A 17,723-nucleotide genomic window follows, 5' to 3' on the forward strand; every position below is an offset into this window, starting at 1 on the left:
CCTACAGGATCAGCTTGCTGCCTTTTTTGTTGCCGCTCATCTGGTCCAGCTGCCTAAGCGCCGAGGAGGGGGCCACGTCGATACGGGGCTTTCTCTCCTCTTTGGCTATGGCCTGACGCATTTTTTCCTCGTAGACCTTCATGCTCTCTTTTATAGCCTCCACGTCTCCCTTGAGCCATTGAAGCATACTGTCCGCTATGGCCTGGACCATCTCTTCGTCCGGTTCTTCTTTTAAAGCCCCCAACTCGACGAGAAGTCGGTGTTCCTCCTTTATGGCGTCTATCACATCCTGATCGGACAGCAGCCCCTTGCGGTATAGCACCCTCCCCATTATATTGAACTTGCTTTTGAGATTTTCCTCCGAGGCCGCAAGACCGTCCATCCTGGACAGTACGACCGATAGGATTTCATCCAAACTGATCTGCTGCATATCTATCATTCCCTTCTTTAAACGTTGAATCTGAACTCGACCACGTCTCCGTCCTGCATAACGTAGTCCTTACCCTCCATGCGAACAAGGCCGCCGGCCTTGGCCTCGGCCAGGCTTCCGCATCGTATCAGTGCATCGTATGCCACAACCTGAGCCTTTATGAAGCCTCTCTCGAAATCCGTATGTATCGTCCCTGCGGCTTGAGGGGCCCTATCACCTCTTTTTATGGTCCATGCCCTGGACTCCTTTTCTCCGGCGGTGAGAAAAGATATCAACCCCAAGAGACGATAGCCAGCCTTGACCAGCCGATCCAGACCGGATTCCGAAAGCCCCAGTTCGGCCAAGAACTCCCCCTTCTCCTCCTCCGGCAGCTCGGCCACCTCCGCCTCTATCCTGGCGCATATCAGGACGACCTCGCAGTTGAACCTATCGGCATACTCCCTGACGGATTTGACGTGGACGTTACCTTCCGCATCGGAGACGTCGTCCTCCGAGACGTTCGCCACGTAGATAACCGGCTTATCCGTAAGGAGGCCAAGTCCTCTTAGCTCCTTCCTCTCGTCATCGGTAAGATCCATGGCTCGAACCATTTTACCCGCCTCAAGGTTTTCCTGAACCTTGCCGACCAATTCCAGATATGGACGGAGGGACTTATCGTTTCTGGCGTTTCGCTCCGTTTTGGCCTTATGCCGTTCCAGCATCTCGAGATCGGAGAGAACGAGCTCCAACTCGATCGTCTCTATGTCTCTTATGGGATCGACCGAACCGTCCACATGAACTATATTGTCGTCCTCGAAGCAACGAACGACGTGGACTATGGCGTTCACCTCTCTGATGTGGGAGAGAAACGTATTGCCCAATCCCTCTCCTTTGCTGGCTCCGCGAACCAGACCGGCTATATCGAAGAATTCCACTGTAGCGGGGGTTATCTTCGCCGAGTTGAACATCTTGGACAGCACGCTCAGCCTTTCGTCTGGAACGGAGACCACTCCCACGTTCGGCTCTATGGTGCAGAAAGGATAATTTGAAGCCTCCGCCCCTGCGGAGGTTATGGCATTGAAAAGGGTGCTCTTGCCTACGTTGGGCAAGCCCACTATTCCAAGTTTCATAAAAGGTCCCTACTTTCTTGTTCTTTTTCTGGAGGAGTCGCTTGACCATTGTACCCGAGATCCTTCAAAATACCATAGTCGGATGTATGATTGGTTATGTATGGCCACGTGAAATCATCTATCCCGAGAAATATGAGATAATGACTTCCTGGTTTGGATCAAACGATGGAACGAGGGGATATGGATATGCGTATAACTGTGATCGTGGACAATCTATGCGGCTCATCCAACCTATGGGGAGAGCACGGACTGAGTTTTTTTCTCGAGACCCCCAGAGGTTCTCTGCTATGGGATACCGGACAGGGACATTCTCTGATCCACAACCTGTCGGAACTAAAAGTATCTATAGACGCGATAGACGGACTGGCCCTGAGCCACGGTCACTACGACCACTGCGGAGGGGCTCCTCAGCTGCTCTGGCGGCGTCCCGACCTTCCTATATGGGGTAGCTCGTCCATTCAGGCTCCCCACTACAGAAGAACCGCTAAAGGAGAATGCTTCATAGGTCTCGATCTGGATCTGGAACGCAGAGATTTTCGACCGATAAAAAGTCCGACGGAAATCCTTCCGAACCTGTGGGCATTCTCGGTACCGTTGGAGAAGAGAGACCCGAGTCTAACCCTCAGGACCTCCAGGCTTGTCGTCCCGCAAGGAGACTCCTGGACAGAGGACCCCTTTCAGGACGACATGTCGTTACTTGCGTTCGGATCGAAAGGGCCCTCTATCGTGCTGGGATGCGCTCATTCCGGAGTACTTAATATCCTGCGCTACGCTATGGAGGAGTTCGATCTAACGTCCATCAACACCGTCATAGGAGGCATGCATCTAGGAGGCATGACTTCCGATAAATGGTCCGCCATGGTTCATTCCTTCGACGAAGCCCCCGTCGAGAGATGGCGTCCCTGCCATTGCACCGGATTTTACGCCGCCAGTCAAATGGTCAGCCGCTACCCTGACGTAATCTGGGCCTCTTCCGGCACAGAGATGGAGATATAATGTTATCCCGAGATAAGGCCAGACAAAGTTCTGGATCGTGGTTATCCATACCGCCGATCCCGACCATGATGATAATCCTCGCCCTGCTTCCTTTCTCCGACCCCTCCGGCAGGCTGTATATGGGAGCTACGTTTTGGCTATTCGTAGCTCTGATATATCTCTCGATATCGTCGGGTTACGCCATATGTCTCATGAGGAAGATAATAGTAGGATTATTTCCGCTACAGGTACTGGCCCAAGGTATAGCCCTGCTGGTTCTGCCCCTCGGAATGGGAGCCCCCTACGGTCTTTCCTGGATAGGACTGGCCATGTCGTTTGCCGGAACCATAGCGCTCCTGCATAAGGTAACCTCCGCGTTAAGACCCAAGGATAACGAGAACGACCCGACCGTGGAGAAAAAGAAAGATCTCTCGAAGGAGATTCCCTTACCCTCCCTGGATATAGACCTGGATGGCAACATCCTCTCTGTCAACGAAGACATGACGCGGTTACTGGATGTAAACGAAGAACTTCTGCTAGGCCAAAGCGCCGAGAGCATCTTCCCCGAGGGGATGGATCGAGTGGAGGTAGGAGGGAAAGGTTGGCGGATCCTGAGAAAGACATTGGACGAATCCCAGCTTGTATGTCTGGTAGAGGAGATCGAGGCTCCAGAAGCTAGCAAAAAACCGAACGGAAACGATATGACGCACGGGCCAACCGGGCTTTTCTCCAATACATATGCCGATATAATGGCACCATCGGAGATAAAGAGATCCATAAGATATAGAAGGTGGCTTTCCATAGTGATGATCCGTTTGTCCTTCCGTTACGATGGAGGAGAAACCGCCGACAAAACATGGGAAGAACAAATCCTCAACGAATACGGAACCTTCGTAAAAAGGCACATAAGAGAATGCGACCTCGGTTTTTTCATAGGAGGCGGATATTTTTTGATACTCCTGCCGGAAACCCCGAACGCCGGAGCAAAGGTAGCCGCGTCCAAACTAAAGAAGTTACCGGACGATATCAGGGATGAGATCGAGAAAAAGGGTTCGATCTCGGCGGTGATATTCACCAGCCTATACCACTGCAGTGGAAACGAAAAGGTAGACTATCACACTGTGATGAAAAAACTCGAGGAAAATCTGACGGAAGAGGAGGAATTCTCTCCCGTAGGAAACGTAAATACAGCCAATCAAAAGACCGAGGGCCCCCCCTAAAGGGAGACCCTCGATCGATCTCTCTAAGTTAAAGGATCCCGTCCGCCAAAGCCCCTAGGACCGCCTCGTCGGAAAAACTCTCGATAGCTCCGTCGTCGGCCATGGCGGCAAAGCCATCGGTCACGGGGATTTTCGCTATCGTGGATATTCCGAAAGCCTTCTCTATCTCCTCGGAATGACTCGGGCCGAATACATTGAGTATCTCGCCGCATTTGGGACATTCGACGTAACTCATGTTCTCCACTATCCCTAATATGGGAACCTTCATCATCTCGGCAAGCCTGGCCTGTTTACCGACTATCAGAGCAGAAAGCTCCTGAGGGGTCGTGACTATGACCATCCCATCCAGAGCGATGGTCTGCATTACAGTCAGAGGGGCGTCCGCCGTTCCGGGTGGAAGGTCCACCACCAGCCAATCCAGCTTCCCCCACTCTACATCGTCCCAAAACTGCTTGACGACTCCTCCTATTAGAGGGCCTCTCCATACGACCGGAGCCTTGGGATCATCCAGCAATAGATTCATGGACATGATCGATATGCCCAGCTTCTCGGTCTTGGGAGGGACGATCTTTCCCGATTCGTCTCCCTTGGGACGTTCGGTGAGACCGAACAGCTTAGGTATGGACGGGCCCGTTATATCCGCATCGAGAACTCCGACGGAATCCCCTCTTTTGGCCAAAGCGACGGCGAGAAGGGCTGCGACGGAGCTTTTTCCTACTCCACCCTTGCCGCTACCCACCGCTATTACCTTGCAGACGTCTTTCTTGGTAGGTTTAGGGAAATCGGGACAGCTCTCCTTACTGGAACAGCCATCGCAATTTCCGCTACACTGGTTTTCCTGATCCATTTTTCGACCTCATCTCCTCGAAACGATATACTGACTCCAGTTATAAGGTCCATCCGTCTACTCGTCAAGAGTTGATAATGAATTTCAACACCCTGGATCGTTTTTCTCCACCCCGACGATGCTGGACGATACCTTTATCTCTTTAGGCCTTACACCCCTTCCCCTCACTACGTTTATAAGGCCTCTGGAGGAGAGATGCCCCATATCGAAAGCCGGCCAAGGCAGACGGGGAACCATCAGAGAGGCCAAAATAGAGCGATCCCCACACAGCAAGACCCCCTCAGCCAGCTCACCCGGAGACGGAAGACTCCCATCCCACAGGATCAGCCCTTTCTCCTTTCCAATAGAGGAAAGTCTCTCCAGAAAGGGGAAAAAAGGACGATCTCCACCTCTATAGGAGATAGGACGTCCGTCGGCTAAAGAGAGGACTTTTCGGGAGATCGCTTCCTCGTCCAGAAGGACCCTCATGGAGGGGTCGCCCTCCCCATTACCGACGATCACGGAAGGGATGCCGTCCTCGTCGGATGGGAGAGGCGCGTCCGATGCCCATATGACTCCGTCCACCTTTCTATCCAACAACCTCTGATATGCGGACCTGGACGAGGCATCCAGGTCGTTGGCCTCTTTTACCAGCATCTCCATGCGATGCCTGGCCAGGACCCTCTCAACTCCGGAGAGGAAGGATCCCACCCAGCTCTCTCCCAGGTCGCGCAGGACCACCCCGATAACATCGGTTCTCTGACTGGAAAGTCCTCTGGCAACCGTATCTATCCGATAGCCAAGTTTTTTTGCAGCTTCCCAGACTTTTTCTCTTGTAGCCAAAGATATTCTGGGGTCGCCTTTAAGCGCCCTGCTAACCGTTGCCTTGTTGACCTGCGTCTCTCTGGCGACATCGGCCATAGTAACCTTAGCCATAGGCTCACTCCCTCAGGGAACGATCAAGACCTTCTGTCCCGGTCTGACTACTTTCTTTATCCTCAATAGATCCTCGTTCTTCATCCTTATGCAACCGTGGCTGGCGTCGGTGCCGATCTCCGACAGATGTCCCTCGTCGGTGCCGTGGATACCTATCCCGCTCCACGGCGGGGTCTTGAGCCTTATAAACCAGGGCCCGTACCCTACTGTATCGCCGGTTTTTTTATCCCTATAGGGCTGCCAGTAAGACGCATCGTGGACGCCCTGGACGGGAAAAAGTCCTTCGGGAGTCCTCATATCCCCGACCTTACGCTTTTGACCGGAGTTCCTACCGGTAGCTACGGGCCAGCATCCAAAAAGACACCTGGCCTCCTCGTCCACTCCGAAGAGAAGATGAGCCCCTTTGTGGCAGATCCACATAACATGGCCAGATGGAACGCAGTCCTTCGAGAGAACGACCTCCGATGCCCAGGGGATATAAGTCGACAGAGACGGCTCAAGCCTCTTCCAATATGAGAACCCATCGATATCGGAAGCCCAGGACGGAGAAAATAAGATGAACGTCAGGAGACAGACCAGGAGGCTAAAGGTTCGGCACATCCTCAGTCCTCGAAAAGACTGCCGCCGATGAACTCCCTTATGATGGACTCGTTGGGAACCGTATCGGACGGAAGAGGGGGGACGAACCGCAGCAGGGACAACAACCTCCTGGCCTCTCCGAAAACGGGAGAGCCCTCGGGAACCGTCTGTAAAAGCGGCTCCAGATAGCCTTTCAACACCGGCAGCTCGTAAAGAAGGGCGGAGTTGAACATCACGTCCGAGTGCTTCTGATACGGAAAGATATACTTCTGAGCCCCTCTTATGACCGACGGCCACCTCTTTAGAGTGGCCTCCGGTCCGTGTCCTCTGGTCCTGTGGTCCCTTATCATCCTCCGGAAAAGGCGATTATCCGTCGTGCTCGTCCTGTTCTGTCTGTCGAGGCTCACCCCTGTCAGGGGAGACACGAAGATACGGAACTTCTTGTCCTGGGGCACGGACTGGGTAACCTGATCGTTCAATCCGTGGATGCCCTCTATTATGAGGATGTCGTCCTCATCCAGTTTCAAGTAACGACCTTCCTTACGGGTTCCGGTGAGAAAATCGAAATGAGGAAGCTGTACCGACTCCCCCTCTATGAGAGACTTCAGTTGCTGATTCAACAACTCGAGGTCCAGTGCCTCCAGGGCCTCGAAATCGTAGTCGCCCTTCTCATCTCTAGGTGTCCTGTCCCTGTCGACGAAATAGTCGTCCAGAGACACCGTCACCGGTCTCTTTCCACAGACCTGAAGCTGTATCTTAAGCCTTTTAGACAGGGTGGTCTTGCCCGACGCGGATGGACCGGCTATACAGACGACCCTTGCATTTCTTTTCACCACGTCGTAGGCCAAGTTGCTCAACCTCTGGGAGTGGAAGGCCTCGGATATGAGTATCAGTTCCTGCCCCCTTCCAGCGGCTATGGCGTCGTGAAGGTTTACCATTGTGCTTATCCCCATCGTCCTGAGCCAGTTAGCGTATTCTAGAAACACGCCGGACAGCTTTCTGGATGCCTGAAAAGGGGGCAAGGACGTGGGATAGGCGACAGTGGGGAACTGAAGCACCATCCCCGGCGGAAGAAGTTTAAGGTCCCAATTCTTGAGATATCCCGTGGACGGGACCAGAGGGCAATAGAAAAAACCGTACATGTCGAGACAACGGTAGACCTCTATGGGATCCATGTAGACCCTGGAGAAAAGCCGCCCCTTTTCCGGGTTCCCCTGTCTCTCGAATATTCGACAGGCCTTATCTAGCGAGACTACCTCCCTGGTTATCGGAATATCCATGTCGACCAGGTCCTTCATCGTCTCTACGATAGACGCCAGGTCCTCCTCGGTTATATCATCGTCCTCCAGTTCCCAAAAGTGCCCTTCCGAGATCGAATGACGGATAAAAATAGGTTTGCCCAGAGCCTTCCTCGAGGCCAGGACCAGCAGAAAACCCAGAGAACTCCTGTAGACCATGGTCCCCTCGAAGGAATAGGTATCGACGAACTCGACGTCTGCGTCTCCGTCGACGACCCACTCGAGAGGGCGAAGATAGTTGTTTACCCGCCAGGCGACTATGTTCCTGTTTTTGTATAGTCCGGTGGAAGCCAACACTCCCTGACCCGACAACGGCATCTCACAGTGTATATCGGAAAAACCCTTGATCCGAATGATAAACGACATATTCTGGATCTCCTCCTGACTGTAGAACGGTACGCCCGAGGTAGGGCGACTCTCTTAAAGACAACCATATCCGAATCCGAGACGATATTTTCCGATTATAACCTAAAGAGACGCCACAGCAGTGCCGGACAACAGGACGAAAAGCTCCACGAACTCGCAGATACAACCGTAGCTGTCTCCCGTAAGCCCACCAAGGTAAGAGGAGATCCTACATCCCACGGACCACATCGTCAATCCCGCACCGCCCATGACGGCCAGCCCCATCCATCCCGTGAGGGCGACAACCGGAACGAAAGCCAAGGACGAGGCGAACATAACCTCGGTAATTCCGCAATAGGACTTGAAACGGCGGCCCATACCGTTTTTTCGGGCGGTAGAAAAACCTGCGACGGCCAGGACCATAGACCACCTGGAGAGGACGGGAGCCACGAAGATCCATTCTGATAGTTCGGTCCCCATAGACGACAGAACGGCCAGCTTCAACGTAAGGAGGCAAAAGATCGCCACAGCACCGAAGGTCCCTATTCGACTGTCCTTCATGATCTCCAGGGCCCTCTCCTTGGTGACACCGCCGCCTAGTCCATCGAACGTATCGGCCAGGCCGTCCAGATGCAGCCCTCTGGTCAAGGCGGCCCACATCGCCAGGGTGGAGGCTCCTGCCACATGGGCACCCCATACAGATGAGGAGATACGGAAGACACACCATAGGATCACGCCTATAACGGCACCTACCAGAGGGAACCATCTCGTAGCGTGGCCTAGGTCCTCCTCCGTCATAATCCTTTTCAGCGAAACCGGGATACAGGTCAGAAAAGACAGGGCCAACAGGAACCTCAAGACGTCGCCTCCTTGATGATCTGGGGGATACCGGCGATCATAAGATAGACGCTATCGGCCTCCTTTGCGATCCTCTGATTAGCCCATCCCGCAATATCCCGAAAGATCCTACCCAGAGGATAGGGAGGCACCAACCCCTGCCCCACCTCGTTCGAGACCAGAACGGCGGAAAGCTCCCTCCGTCTAAAGACCGCCAACATACGGTCCACCTCTCTCAGAACGAACTGCTCCACCGACCTTTCGTCCTCCATAGAGATACCGTCCCATTCGGTTCTATGAGAAAACATGAGGTTGGTGACCATCATTGTAACGCAGTCCAAAAGGACTATACTTCTCGACGGAATTGCCTCAAGCGTTCCCACCAAGTCGTTTTGGGCCTCCAGGGTCTTCCATCTATCCGGACGATCCGCCCTGTGACGGGCGACCCGACGAGCCATCTCATCGTCCTCTATCCCGGCGGTGGCTACATAAAAAACGGAAGTTCGAAGACTATGTCTTTCCTGGTCGGATACCAAGCTCTGGGCAAATCCGCTTTTACCGCTTCTAGCTCCTCCCAACACCAAAACTATATTTCCCATGTTCAGCCGAAAGTCTCCTCTCCGAGCAAAAAAGACGATATCTCCTTCAGGAGCAGATCGTCCATATCGACGGTCTTTATACCTATCCTGAAATAATTCTCCAAACCAAAGGAAGCGCAGTCCCGAAGCTGTATCCTCTTACTCCATAGGTACGTCTTTAGCTCGGACCAACGACGATGACGACAGAGCAGGAAGTTACCCTCCCCGGAGATCACCGTTACACCAATCCGTTTCAGACCATCGGATAGCCTCTTCTTCTCAATCCTCAAAAGCTCCCACTGTCGTTCGTAATGCTCCCGGTTCTCCAGAAGAGCTACCCCCACAGCCTGGGCCTGGGCCCCCACGCTCCAGTCAGGCTGAACCTTCTCCATAGCCGATATGGAATCCGAGGAACCCAGGGCATACCCCAGCCTGACGCCCGGCAAACCGTAGTCCTTAGTCATGGATCTCAGTATGAGGAGCCTGCCTGTGTCGAGAAGATCCTCCAAATCAGGAGGAGTCTCCATGAAATTGCGATAGGCTTCGTCGAGGACGACCATGGTCGGACCGACTTTACATATATCCAGGATGGACTCGATCTGCGACCTTGAAAGGGCGTATCCCGTCGGGTTATTGGGAGAACAGATCCATAGCACCTCAGGAGGTTCGGTTCGGATTCTGTCGTGAAGCGAACGGCTGAAACCGGAGGAATCACCTGTCATGAAATCTCCGAAATCCCAACGAGAGACCGAGGCCCCCAGGGCGGAAGCCGCCTGAATATATTCGCCGTAGGCCGGAACCACGACAGAGGTCTTCCTGCCGGATCTCAAATATGCCATAGACACCAGCCATATCGCTTGAGAGGCTCCGTTGGTTACCAGAACCCTGGAGCTATCAACCCCGTGAAGATCGGATAGTCTTTCCCTCAGCTTCCAGGCAGACCTGTCGGGATAGATATCCAACTCGGCGGAACGAGACGCTTTCAAAACATCCTCGTGAGGTGACAGGGGATTGATCGAAACGCTGAAATCGAGGATATCATCGACGTCCAACCCCATGGAGTCCAGCTTCTCACGGTCCATTCCGCCGTGAACCACCGGCCCTAATCCGTCGAAATCCGATACCGGTCTAGGAATCACGACGCACCTGCACATATCCACATAAAAAATGAGGCTAAAGCGAGACCTTGAGCTACCATGAGAATGGACATCGCCTTTCTAAGGTCCTTCGACACGGGCCTTCTTCCCGAAAGATTCAAACGATACACCCCTCTTTTATCCAAGACGACCGACAGAACTCCTGCCATGGCGGCCATGGGCCAACCGGCATTAGGACTACTGGTCCTACCGTGATCCCTTAAGGCCGAGATCGCGCCCCCCCTCCAGTCTGCTCCTAGGCTAGCGGCTCCAGCCAGAATCAGGACAGAAGCCAGCCTGGCGGGGATCCAGTTCAGGACATCGTCCAACCTAGCGGCGAACTTGCCCCCCGCCTCGAAATCCCCTCCCCGGTATCCCAGCATCGAGTCACAGGTATTTACGAAGCGGTAGACTAAAGCCCCTGGAAGTCCAAAAAGAGCGAAGAAAAAGATAGGGGCGACCAAACCGTCGCCGAAGTTCTCCGCCAGCGATTCGATCGCGGCCCCTGCTACCTCGGAGGAAGAAAGTTTAGAGGTGTCTCTGCTAACCAGATGATATCCCAGAAGGTGCCTGCCCCGGTTTAAATCGCCGGATTTCAGGGCCCCTTCGATCGATCCTCCCGCCTCCAGCAGACCGCTAAGGGAGAAAGTCCCCTTCAGGAACCAGACGGAAATAGGCAGGGAAAAAGCGAGAGGCAGACGAGACACAGCCGATGCCGCAACCAGAACCAAAGAAACACCGGACAAGACTATGAGACAACCGTAAGGGAACAGACCTCTTTCAGGTCTCTTTCGCCAGAGGAAATCGACGAAAGATCCCATCCAGCACACCGGATGAACGGCGTTTGAAGGCTCTCCCAGGAAGAGATCCCACAAGACGGCCACTGTCAGCGATATGAGATCGAAGGTCATCCGGCTACCTCCAATACATGAACCCCTCCTGGGACCATCTTGGCAAGCCTAGGAGACCCAACTTCGTCGGGCCAAGGCAACTCAGCCCACCGGGGATCCACATCCGGAGGATACAGCACACCACAGATGGACCCGCTATGGGCGACGGTCACACCCAAGGCTCCATCTGATAAAGCCACTTCTATAAGTTCCTCCAGACAGGGCTTGAACAAAACACCCTGGTTCGCTCTGGCACTGGCGGTAACGGCCCTGCCCAAAGCGATCCAGTCATCTCTCATCAATGCACCTATCAGATCGTGAAGTATCCCGTCGTAGTCGACGCCCTCTACGGGATGGGCCCGTCGGTTGAACTCCACCGTATCGACCTCTTCCTCCGGATCGAAGAGAACCACCTTCAAAGGAGGCACCTCCGAGATAACCGTATAATCCGAGAATGAACGATGATCCAACAACACCAGTTCAGACCAGGCGATCCCATCGGAGGGTTCAATCGCCACGGCCATCTCCGTAACTTCCTCGGGAGATACTGTCCTATCGATACAGGCAGCGAGACCATACAGAGCCGATATCATGTCGGCGGTGCTACTGGCATATCCTCTGGATACAGGCAGTCTACTAGAACTACGTACGGACACATCCAGATGCCGACATCGCCAAAGATTTGAGGCCAACCTAAGGACATCCCCGGTCTTATCCATTCCCTCCGGGACGGATATCTCGCCCGTTCCGGGGTTGACCTCCACATCCAGACAGGTGGTTCTGTCTATGGGACACGATATCAACCTGCAGATCCCTCCGGGCCATCCCTGATAGAGCTCTCCGCAGGTTCCGGGACAGGAGACCAGAGCCCTCATAGCCCCACTATGCGCCTGAGTTCGCCCATGTCCATGTGCTCCTCCATATGGTCGGCCAGACGATCGAAAGCCCTGTTCCTGTGCTGTCCCAGAGAAATCCCATGACCGGACTCCCTCCAACCGATGGATCTAAGCCACGACCGTCTGAAATCGGGCAAATCGAATATCCCGTGAAGATAGGTGCCCCAATGGAGCCCTTCTGGATCCGCTATACCGTCGAGGTCACCGTTTTCCAGGAGAAACAGTCCATCTTTAATCGGCGAATCGGTCCGTCCCATGTGTATCTCGTATCCTTCCACATCGACCCCCTGAATTTCTCCAAAAAAGCCCAACCTGCCCCGGACCGTCCCTTTGGTCCGGACCGTCCTCTTTTCAGCCTTAAAGGACGTCACCGAGTCGAGAAGCCCCATGCCCTTTACACACTCATCGGAGCTCTCCACGCGGTCTCCATCCCAAATGGCCCTTCCCATCATCTGAAAACCTCCGCATATCCCGACGACCGGTACGCCAGATCCCGCCAAGGCCAGGATCTCCGCCTCCAGACCGTTTTCCCTCATCCAGAGCAGATCGGACACGGTGCTCTTGCTGCCCGGCAATATTATCCCGTCAGGCCGCCCCATATCGCAGGGGGAATCCACCAAGCGAACTCCGACATCGGGCTCCATGGCCAAAGCGTCTAGGTCGTCGTAGTTGGAGGTCCTGGGATACCTTATTGCCACCAAGTCCAAGCTTCCTCGGGAAAGCCTGTCGTGCTCCTCCAGAAAAACAGAGTCCTCCTGAGCTATTCCGAGATCGCTAAGATATGGAATGACTCCCAAAGTAGGTTTCCCCGTCAGGTTCAGAAGCATATCCAGGCCTGATCCGACTAGGGAAAGATCGCCTCTGAACTTGTTTATGATAAATCCTCGAACCAGCTCTTTTTCCTTTTCCTCAAGCAGTTCCAAAGTACCGTAGAGGGAGGCGAAAACCCCCCCTCTGTCGATATCCCCCACGAGAAGGACCGGAGAACCCAGATGGCTGGCGACCCTCATGTTGACTATGTCGTTGGCCTTTAGGTTGATCTCCGCCGGACTGCCGGCGCCTTCGATCACTATAAGATCGTGTCGTTCGCCAAGACGGTCCAAGGAGTCGGTAACTGAACGCCAAAGCTCCACCTTTCTCGAGTGGTAGTCCATGGCGGACAAGGTCACCATCGGCCGTCCCATCACCACTACCTGAGACCTGGAATTGCCCTCCGGTTTTAGCAAAACCGGATTCATGTCCACCGAGGGCTCCATTCCGGCCGCTCTGGCCTGGTCTACCTGGGCTCGCCCCATCTCCCCTCCCTCCATGGTCACGTAGGAATTCAAAGCCATATTCTGAGCCTTGAAGGGAGCCACCGAATATCCCATCCTGTAAAAAATTCTACACAGCCCGGTGGCGAGAACGCTTTTACCTACATCGGAGGAGGTTCCCTGCAACATCAGGGTCTTGGCCTTCATAAAATCACCTCTGGAAGTAAAATTTCACCTTTGTCCTTTTGTGGAGACATACTCATCCACTATTCTGCCATCGTGAATCAACCGGGCCCGATGGATCTGCCTACGGCTGGAAAGCCAGCGAAACCTCTCTCTGGCCTCGGTCTCGTCGCAGGAGTCCCGTCCCACCGCTCCCCACCATCTCTCGCCGCTGGGGTAGCTTCTCCACTCGGCCAACAACGGTTCCTGATAACAGACGGACCAACGATAATCCCCCCAGAGACCGGGAATACGGTATCTCTGACGACCTCTCCCAGGGACGACCAAAAGAACGCTGAGTTCGTCCTGAAAACGGGTCGCAGACCCGGAGAAAGGCACGCCTTCGTGAACGTCGTTGAACGAAAAGCTATCGCCGTCTCTCCTGATGCCCATGGAGAGACACCAACATCTCATCCTCTCCAGAAGCCCATCCAGGGAAAGACGGCCGGGCAGGGAGCCGAGCTCCTCCGCCGCCTTCACCCTATCCAGAACGTAGTCTCCCCTTTTGTCTCGACGACACAGTCTGTGAAGTCCCGATAGATCCATGATCTCACCTCACGAGTTGCATATGAATTGCATAAAATCCCAAAACGATATATAATTAAACACGTTTCGACCTTCACCTTTATAGGCAATACACATGAGATTGTACATGAAAGGAAGGATGCCAACTGAAAAAAAGTCCCGACCATCTCGAAAACTTCTATCTATCCATGGATATAACCCGAAATTGCCTGGTGATGACCGATTACGACGGCACCCTAGCCCCTTTCGTATCCGACAGAGGCAAGGCACTGCCCTGGCCGGGAGTGGCGAAGACCCTGGAGGCCCTTCCCTGTCCGGTAGTCGTAATCACCGGAAGAGATCCCGAAGAGGTGAGGAATCTTCTCTCCATACAACGTCCTATAGACATATACGGAGAGCACGGATCCGTCCATCTCTCCTCAAACGGAGAGAGACGGACCTTGATATCCCCGGACTCGGGAACCCTGGACACGCTGGAGAGGCTGACGAAGGGGCTACCAGCGGAAGTCGTGGAGAAAAAGACCACGGCCATCGCCATCCACCTGCGAAATATCGACGAAAAATCGCGGAATAAAGCCATGGAAGTGGTCTCCCTGTGGAAAAAGGCTCTCCCCATCGATCGCTGGACCATAGACCGTTTCGACGGAGGTTTCGAAGCCAAGCAGAGAGGAAATAATAAGGGAAACGCCGTCGCATCGATACTGAACAGATTTCCCCACAGACCGGCATGCTACCTGGGAGACGATAAAACCGACGAGGACGCTTTCCGCTCCCTATCGGGGAGAGGACTTTCCATACTGGTCTCAGACATAGAAAAAGACACAGAAGCGGCTATCCGCCTCCACCCGCCGGAGGAAGTCCTGGCCTTTTTCAAGACTCTGGAGAAAAAGCTCAAAGGTTACAGGAGGTGACCTGCAATGGATATAGAGGAAAAAAATCGCCGATTGGTAGTAGTATCCAACAGACTTCCGGTAAAACTCAACCACTCCGAGGGAGTCTGGGAGGGTAAACCCGGTTCGGGAGGATTGGTTACCGCTCTGAGCCCGCTACTGAGGCATCGTGGAGGACTCTGGGTCGGATGGCCCGGCAACAGGGAACCGGCCCCTCTGGGAGCTATAAGAAACCTTCTAGGCCCCCTATCCGAGGAATGGGGATTCCGCCTCACCCCGGTGATACTGTCCGAAAAAGACGTCGACAGCCATTATTACGGGTTTTCCAACGCCATATTATGGCCGCTATTCCATGGGCTACAGAGTAGATGTTGCTTCGAAAACAGATTCTACCGATCCTTCATATCGGTCAACGACAAATTCGCCAAGGTCCTCGCCAAACACACCGCACCTAACGACTTCATCTGGATCCACGACTACCAACTGATTCCTCTCGGAGAGAGGCTGTCCCGGCTGCGACTTAACCGGTCGACGGGATTTTTCCTCCACATACCCTTTCCCTCGCCGGACATATTCTTCAAGCTTCCCTGGAGAGAGGAGATCCTCTCGGCCATGATGTCCTACAGATTGATAGGTTTCCAGACTCCCAGAGATAGAAGGCACTTCTCCGAATGTCTACGCCAGCTGGATCGCAGCACTAGACAAAGAGGACACGGTCGAATAGTGGAGCTCCACTCCATGGGTAAAAGGGTTCTAGCAGGAGCCCTTCCGATAGGGATAGACTTCAGAGAGTTCTCCGATATGTCGAAAGGCCCCGAGTCGATGGAGAGAAAGGGACATTTCAAGAAAGAGCTTGGTAACCGTTTTCTGTTTCTGGGGGTGGACAGGCTCGACTACACCAAAGGTCTACCCAACAAGCTTAGGGCTTTCGAATTGATGTTGCGCAGGACCCCTTCCCTCCGGGAAAAGGTCGTTCTGTATCAGATAGTGATACCAAGCAGAGAGGAGATCCCCGAGTATAAAGAGCTCAAGACCGAGATAGAACTTCTGGTCAGCCGGATAAACGGAGAGTTCGCGACCCTGGACTGGACTCCCGTCGTATATCGCTATCGTCCTATGGAGAGGAACGACCTTGTCTCCCTCTACTCCGCCTCCGACGCCATAGTAGTGACCTCCGTCCAGGACGGGATGAACCTGGTATGCAAGGAATTCTGCGCCTCCCACTGGGACAACCGGGGAACAGTGATCCTCAGCGAATTCGCCGGAGCCGCAAGACAGTTCAAAGACGGCGCCCTCTTGATAAATCCCTACAGCGACGAGGAGACCGCCGATGCCATGGAAAGGGCCTTTTACATGGACGAAAACGAGAAAAGACACAGAATGTCCAAGCTAAGACGGATCGTCAAAAGACAGGATATATTCTGGTGGACCGATAAATTCCTAAAGGCATCCTACGGCATGGGGTTGGAAGACTGGCCCTACAGGGAACTTCCCTCGATCACCGGGATCCAACAACGTAATTGGCAGAAGACCGAGGAGGCAAAAAGATGAAAATATATCCTAAGCTAACGTCTATAGAGGACTACGAACCGTACATCGGATCGGAGGCTACGGAACGAATAGCGGCGAAAGCGGAGAAACTTCGCGGAAGAAAGGTCGCTCACATAAACTCCACATACTACGGCGGAGGGGTGGCGGAGCTGCTGAACGCCATGACCGTCCTGATGAACAACGCCGGAATAGAGACGGGCTGGCGAGTTATAGTAGGATCTCCAGACTTCTTCGGGGTAACCAAAAAGATGCATAACGCCCTTCAGGGTGCGGAGATCAACCTAAGCGACAGGAAAGACGAGATCTACGAGTCGGTTGTGGAGCAAAACTCGGTCCGGATGCATCTGGAACACGATTTCGTGGTAGTCCACGACCCTCAACCTCTACCTCTCATACACCATTACAGAAAAAGAGGTCCCTGGATATGGGTCTGCCATGTCGACCTGTCCCACCCCAACGGTGAACTGTGGAGATACCTCAGACCGACCATAGAGAAATACGACGGAGCGGTGGTATCCCTTCCCGAGTATCGACAGGAACTAGACATCCCTCTAAGGTTCATAAAACCGGCCATAGACCCTTTTTCCATAAAAAACCGGGCCATGACGGAGGAGGAGATCGACGAAAGGCTGGACCACTACGGAATACCTAGAGATCTCCCTATAGTGGCACAGGTATCCAGGTTCGATCGATGGAAGGATCCCCAAGGGGTCATAAAGGCCTTCGAGAAAATACGAAAAGAAGAAGGAGCGACCCTGGTCCTTTTGGGCAACACCGCCACGGACGACCCTGAGGGCATGGAACTATATACCTCCCTTCTGGAACATAAAGACGATAGGATAGTCCTGCTGAGCGTCGAGGACACCGCCCTGGTCAACGCAGTACAGAGCAGGGCGGCCGTCGTGGTCCAGAAATCCTTGAGGGAGGGATTCGGACTTACCGTCACCGAGGCCATGTGGAAGGGAACTCCCGTGATAGGTGGCAACGTAGGCGGCATCAGACACCAGATAGACGACGGAGTCAACGGCTATCTGGTAGACACGGTCGACCAGGCCGCCGACAGGATAATCAAACTGCTGAGAGACGAAAAACTCAGAAAGTCCATGGGCGAAAAGGGAAGAGAAAAGGTCAGAAAGAACTTCCTCATGACGAGATATCTAGAGGACTACCTGGACCTTTTTCTCTCGTTCCGATGCAAATACACTTTATCCGACTGAGAAGAGGGGG

The 17,723-nt window shown here is 53.7% G+C and carries 18 protein-coding genes; 5 read left to right on the forward strand and 13 right to left on the reverse strand.

The genetic code is table 11. From position 1 onward, the window contains the following. Nucleotide 1 precedes the first annotated feature (1 nt). Together L2W58_RS05405 and ychF are read right to left on the reverse strand one after the other, a co-directional pair. The gene (locus L2W58_RS05405; RefSeq protein WP_236102191.1) at nucleotides 2-430 is read right to left on the reverse strand and encodes a hypothetical protein; all 429 of its coding nucleotides are present in this window, start codon (nucleotides 428-430) and stop codon (nucleotides 2-4) included. Between the two features lie 17 nt (nucleotides 431-447). After that, nucleotides 448-1,539, reverse strand: coding sequence for a redox-regulated ATPase YchF (ychF, locus tag L2W58_RS05410; protein WP_236102193.1), 1,092 nt, complete (start codon nucleotides 1,537-1,539; stop codon nucleotides 448-450). 186 nt (nucleotides 1,540-1,725) lie between these two features. On the opposite strand from ychF, the gene L2W58_RS05415 reads away from it, so the two are divergent. Both L2W58_RS05415 and L2W58_RS05420 read left to right on the forward strand, forming a co-directional pair. Beyond that, entirely contained in the window at nucleotides 1,726-2,535 is an 810-nt protein-coding gene (locus tag L2W58_RS05415; RefSeq protein ID WP_236102195.1) for an MBL fold metallo-hydrolase, read from the forward strand. A gap of 65 nt (nucleotides 2,536-2,600) precedes the next feature. Next, the gene (locus L2W58_RS05420) at nucleotides 2,601-3,734 is read left to right on the forward strand and encodes a hypothetical protein (protein ID WP_236102196.1); all 1,134 of its coding nucleotides are present in this window, start codon (nucleotides 2,601-2,603) and stop codon (nucleotides 3,732-3,734) included. A gap of 28 nt (nucleotides 3,735-3,762) precedes the next feature. On the opposite strand, the gene L2W58_RS05425 is transcribed toward L2W58_RS05420, so the two are convergent. The 11 genes from L2W58_RS05425 to L2W58_RS05475 form a co-directional block, all read right to left on the reverse strand. Further along, on the reverse strand, nucleotides 3,763-4,581 hold the full coding sequence (locus L2W58_RS05425) for a P-loop NTPase (RefSeq protein ID WP_236102197.1): 819 nt from the start codon (nucleotides 4,579-4,581) through the stop codon (nucleotides 3,763-3,765). A gap of 84 nt (nucleotides 4,582-4,665) precedes the next feature. Then, nucleotides 4,666-5,496: a LacI family DNA-binding transcriptional regulator gene (locus tag L2W58_RS05430; RefSeq protein ID WP_236102199.1), complete on the reverse strand. Its 831-nt coding sequence runs from the start codon at nucleotides 5,494-5,496 to the stop codon at nucleotides 4,666-4,668. A gap of 12 nt (nucleotides 5,497-5,508) precedes the next feature. Beyond that, nucleotides 5,509-5,916, reverse strand: coding sequence for a L,D-transpeptidase (locus tag L2W58_RS05435; protein ID WP_236102201.1), 408 nt, complete (start codon nucleotides 5,914-5,916; stop codon nucleotides 5,509-5,511). Between the two features lie 182 nt (nucleotides 5,917-6,098). After that, nucleotides 6,099-7,739, reverse strand: a complete 1,641-nt coding sequence (locus L2W58_RS05440; protein ID WP_236102203.1) for a nucleoside kinase — start codon at nucleotides 7,737-7,739, stop codon at nucleotides 6,099-6,101. 102 nt (nucleotides 7,740-7,841) lie between these two features. Continuing rightward, nucleotides 7,842-8,576: an adenosylcobinamide-GDP ribazoletransferase gene (gene cobS / locus L2W58_RS05445; protein WP_236102205.1), complete on the reverse strand. Its 735-nt coding sequence runs from the start codon at nucleotides 8,574-8,576 to the stop codon at nucleotides 7,842-7,844. Continuing rightward, entirely contained in the window at nucleotides 8,573-9,154 is a 582-nt protein-coding gene (gene cobU / locus L2W58_RS05450) for a bifunctional adenosylcobinamide kinase/adenosylcobinamide-phosphate guanylyltransferase (RefSeq protein ID WP_236102207.1), read from the reverse strand. The genes cobS and cobU overlap by 4 nt, the downstream gene beginning before the upstream one ends. Before the next feature lie 2 nt (nucleotides 9,155-9,156). Beyond that, on the reverse strand, nucleotides 9,157-10,272 hold the full coding sequence (locus L2W58_RS05455; RefSeq protein ID WP_236102209.1) for a pyridoxal phosphate-dependent aminotransferase: 1,116 nt from the start codon (nucleotides 10,270-10,272) through the stop codon (nucleotides 9,157-9,159). Further along, complete coding sequence (gene cbiB / locus L2W58_RS05460) at nucleotides 10,269-11,180, reverse strand: adenosylcobinamide-phosphate synthase CbiB (protein ID WP_236102211.1); 912 nt, start codon at nucleotides 11,178-11,180, stop codon at nucleotides 10,269-10,271. The genes L2W58_RS05455 and cbiB overlap by 4 nt, the downstream gene beginning before the upstream one ends. After that, nucleotides 11,177-12,034, reverse strand: coding sequence for a GHMP family kinase ATP-binding protein (locus L2W58_RS05465; RefSeq protein WP_236102213.1), 858 nt, complete (start codon nucleotides 12,032-12,034; stop codon nucleotides 11,177-11,179). The genes cbiB and L2W58_RS05465 overlap by 4 nt, the downstream gene beginning before the upstream one ends. Beyond that, nucleotides 12,031-13,515, reverse strand: a complete 1,485-nt coding sequence (locus L2W58_RS05470; RefSeq protein ID WP_236102215.1) for a cobyric acid synthase — start codon at nucleotides 13,513-13,515, stop codon at nucleotides 12,031-12,033. Before L2W58_RS05470 ends, L2W58_RS05465 begins: the two co-directional genes overlap by 4 nt. Before the next feature lie 24 nt (nucleotides 13,516-13,539). Then, nucleotides 13,540-14,076, reverse strand: coding sequence for a hypothetical protein (locus L2W58_RS05475; RefSeq protein WP_236102217.1), 537 nt, complete (start codon nucleotides 14,074-14,076; stop codon nucleotides 13,540-13,542). 167 nt (nucleotides 14,077-14,243) lie between these two features. Here L2W58_RS05475 and otsB point away from each other — a divergent pair, with 167 nt between their 5' ends. Genes otsB through L2W58_RS05490 form a run of 3 tightly spaced genes read left to right on the forward strand, consistent with a single transcriptional unit; the run spans nucleotide 14,244 to nucleotide 17,713 of the window. Beyond that, entirely contained in the window at nucleotides 14,244-14,966 is a 723-nt protein-coding gene (otsB, locus tag L2W58_RS05480) for a trehalose-phosphatase (protein ID WP_236102218.1), read from the forward strand. A 6-nt stretch (nucleotides 14,967-14,972) separates the two neighbouring features. Continuing rightward, nucleotides 14,973-16,496 (forward strand): alpha,alpha-trehalose-phosphate synthase (UDP-forming), encoded by a 1,524-nt coding sequence (locus L2W58_RS05485; RefSeq protein WP_236102219.1) that lies wholly within the window; start codon nucleotides 14,973-14,975, stop codon nucleotides 16,494-16,496. Continuing rightward, the gene (locus tag L2W58_RS05490; RefSeq protein WP_236102221.1) at nucleotides 16,493-17,713 is read left to right on the forward strand and encodes a glycosyltransferase; all 1,221 of its coding nucleotides are present in this window, start codon (nucleotides 16,493-16,495) and stop codon (nucleotides 17,711-17,713) included. The genes L2W58_RS05485 and L2W58_RS05490 overlap by 4 nt, the downstream gene beginning before the upstream one ends. Nucleotides 17,714-17,723 lie beyond the last annotated feature (10 nt).

The organism is Dethiosulfovibrio faecalis (assembly GCF_021568795.1).
GTDB classification, from domain to species: domain Bacteria; phylum Synergistota; class Synergistia; order Synergistales; family Dethiosulfovibrionaceae; genus Dethiosulfovibrio; species Dethiosulfovibrio faecalis.

Excerpts from the sequence above, each read along its gene's own strand:
- L2W58_RS05490 (WP_236102221.1), top strand. The coding sequence starts at position 16,493 with ATGAAAATATATCCTAAGCTAACGTCTATAGAGGACTACGAACCGTAC.
- otsB (WP_236102218.1), top strand. The coding sequence starts at position 14,244 with ATGGATATAACCCGAAATTGCCTGGTGATGACCGATTACGACGGCACC.
- L2W58_RS05470 (WP_236102215.1), bottom strand. The coding sequence starts at position 13,515 with ATGAAGGCCAAGACCCTGATGTTGCAGGGAACCTCCTCCGATGTAGGT.
- ychF (WP_236102193.1), bottom strand. The coding sequence starts at position 1,539 with ATGAAACTTGGAATAGTGGGCTTGCCCAACGTAGGCAAGAGCACCCTT.
- L2W58_RS05435 (WP_236102201.1), bottom strand. The coding sequence starts at position 5,916 with ATGTGGATCTGCCACAAAGGGGCTCATCTTCTCTTCGGAGTGGACGAG.
- L2W58_RS05405 (WP_236102191.1), bottom strand. The coding sequence starts at position 430 with ATGCAGCAGATCAGTTTGGATGAAATCCTATCGGTCGTACTGTCCAGG.
- cbiB (WP_236102211.1), bottom strand. The coding sequence starts at position 11,180 with ATGACCTTCGATCTCATATCGCTGACAGTGGCCGTCTTGTGGGATCTC.
- L2W58_RS05440 (WP_236102203.1), bottom strand. The coding sequence starts at position 7,739 with ATGTCGTTTATCATTCGGATCAAGGGTTTTTCCGATATACACTGTGAG.
- L2W58_RS05420 (WP_236102196.1), top strand. The coding sequence starts at position 2,601 with ATGATGATAATCCTCGCCCTGCTTCCTTTCTCCGACCCCTCCGGCAGG.
- cobU (WP_236102207.1), bottom strand. The coding sequence starts at position 9,154 with ATGGGAAATATAGTTTTGGTGTTGGGAGGAGCTAGAAGCGGTAAAAGC.
- L2W58_RS05475 (WP_236102217.1), bottom strand. The coding sequence starts at position 14,076 with ATGGATCTATCGGGACTTCACAGACTGTGTCGTCGAGACAAAAGGGGA.
- L2W58_RS05415 (WP_236102195.1), top strand. The coding sequence starts at position 1,726 with ATGCGTATAACTGTGATCGTGGACAATCTATGCGGCTCATCCAACCTA.
- L2W58_RS05425 (WP_236102197.1), bottom strand. The coding sequence starts at position 4,581 with ATGGATCAGGAAAACCAGTGTAGCGGAAATTGCGATGGCTGTTCCAGT.
- L2W58_RS05430 (WP_236102199.1), bottom strand. The coding sequence starts at position 5,496 with ATGGCTAAGGTTACTATGGCCGATGTCGCCAGAGAGACGCAGGTCAAC.
- L2W58_RS05485 (WP_236102219.1), top strand. The coding sequence starts at position 14,973 with ATGGATATAGAGGAAAAAAATCGCCGATTGGTAGTAGTATCCAACAGA.
- L2W58_RS05465 (WP_236102213.1), bottom strand. The coding sequence starts at position 12,034 with ATGAGGGCTCTGGTCTCCTGTCCCGGAACCTGCGGAGAGCTCTATCAG.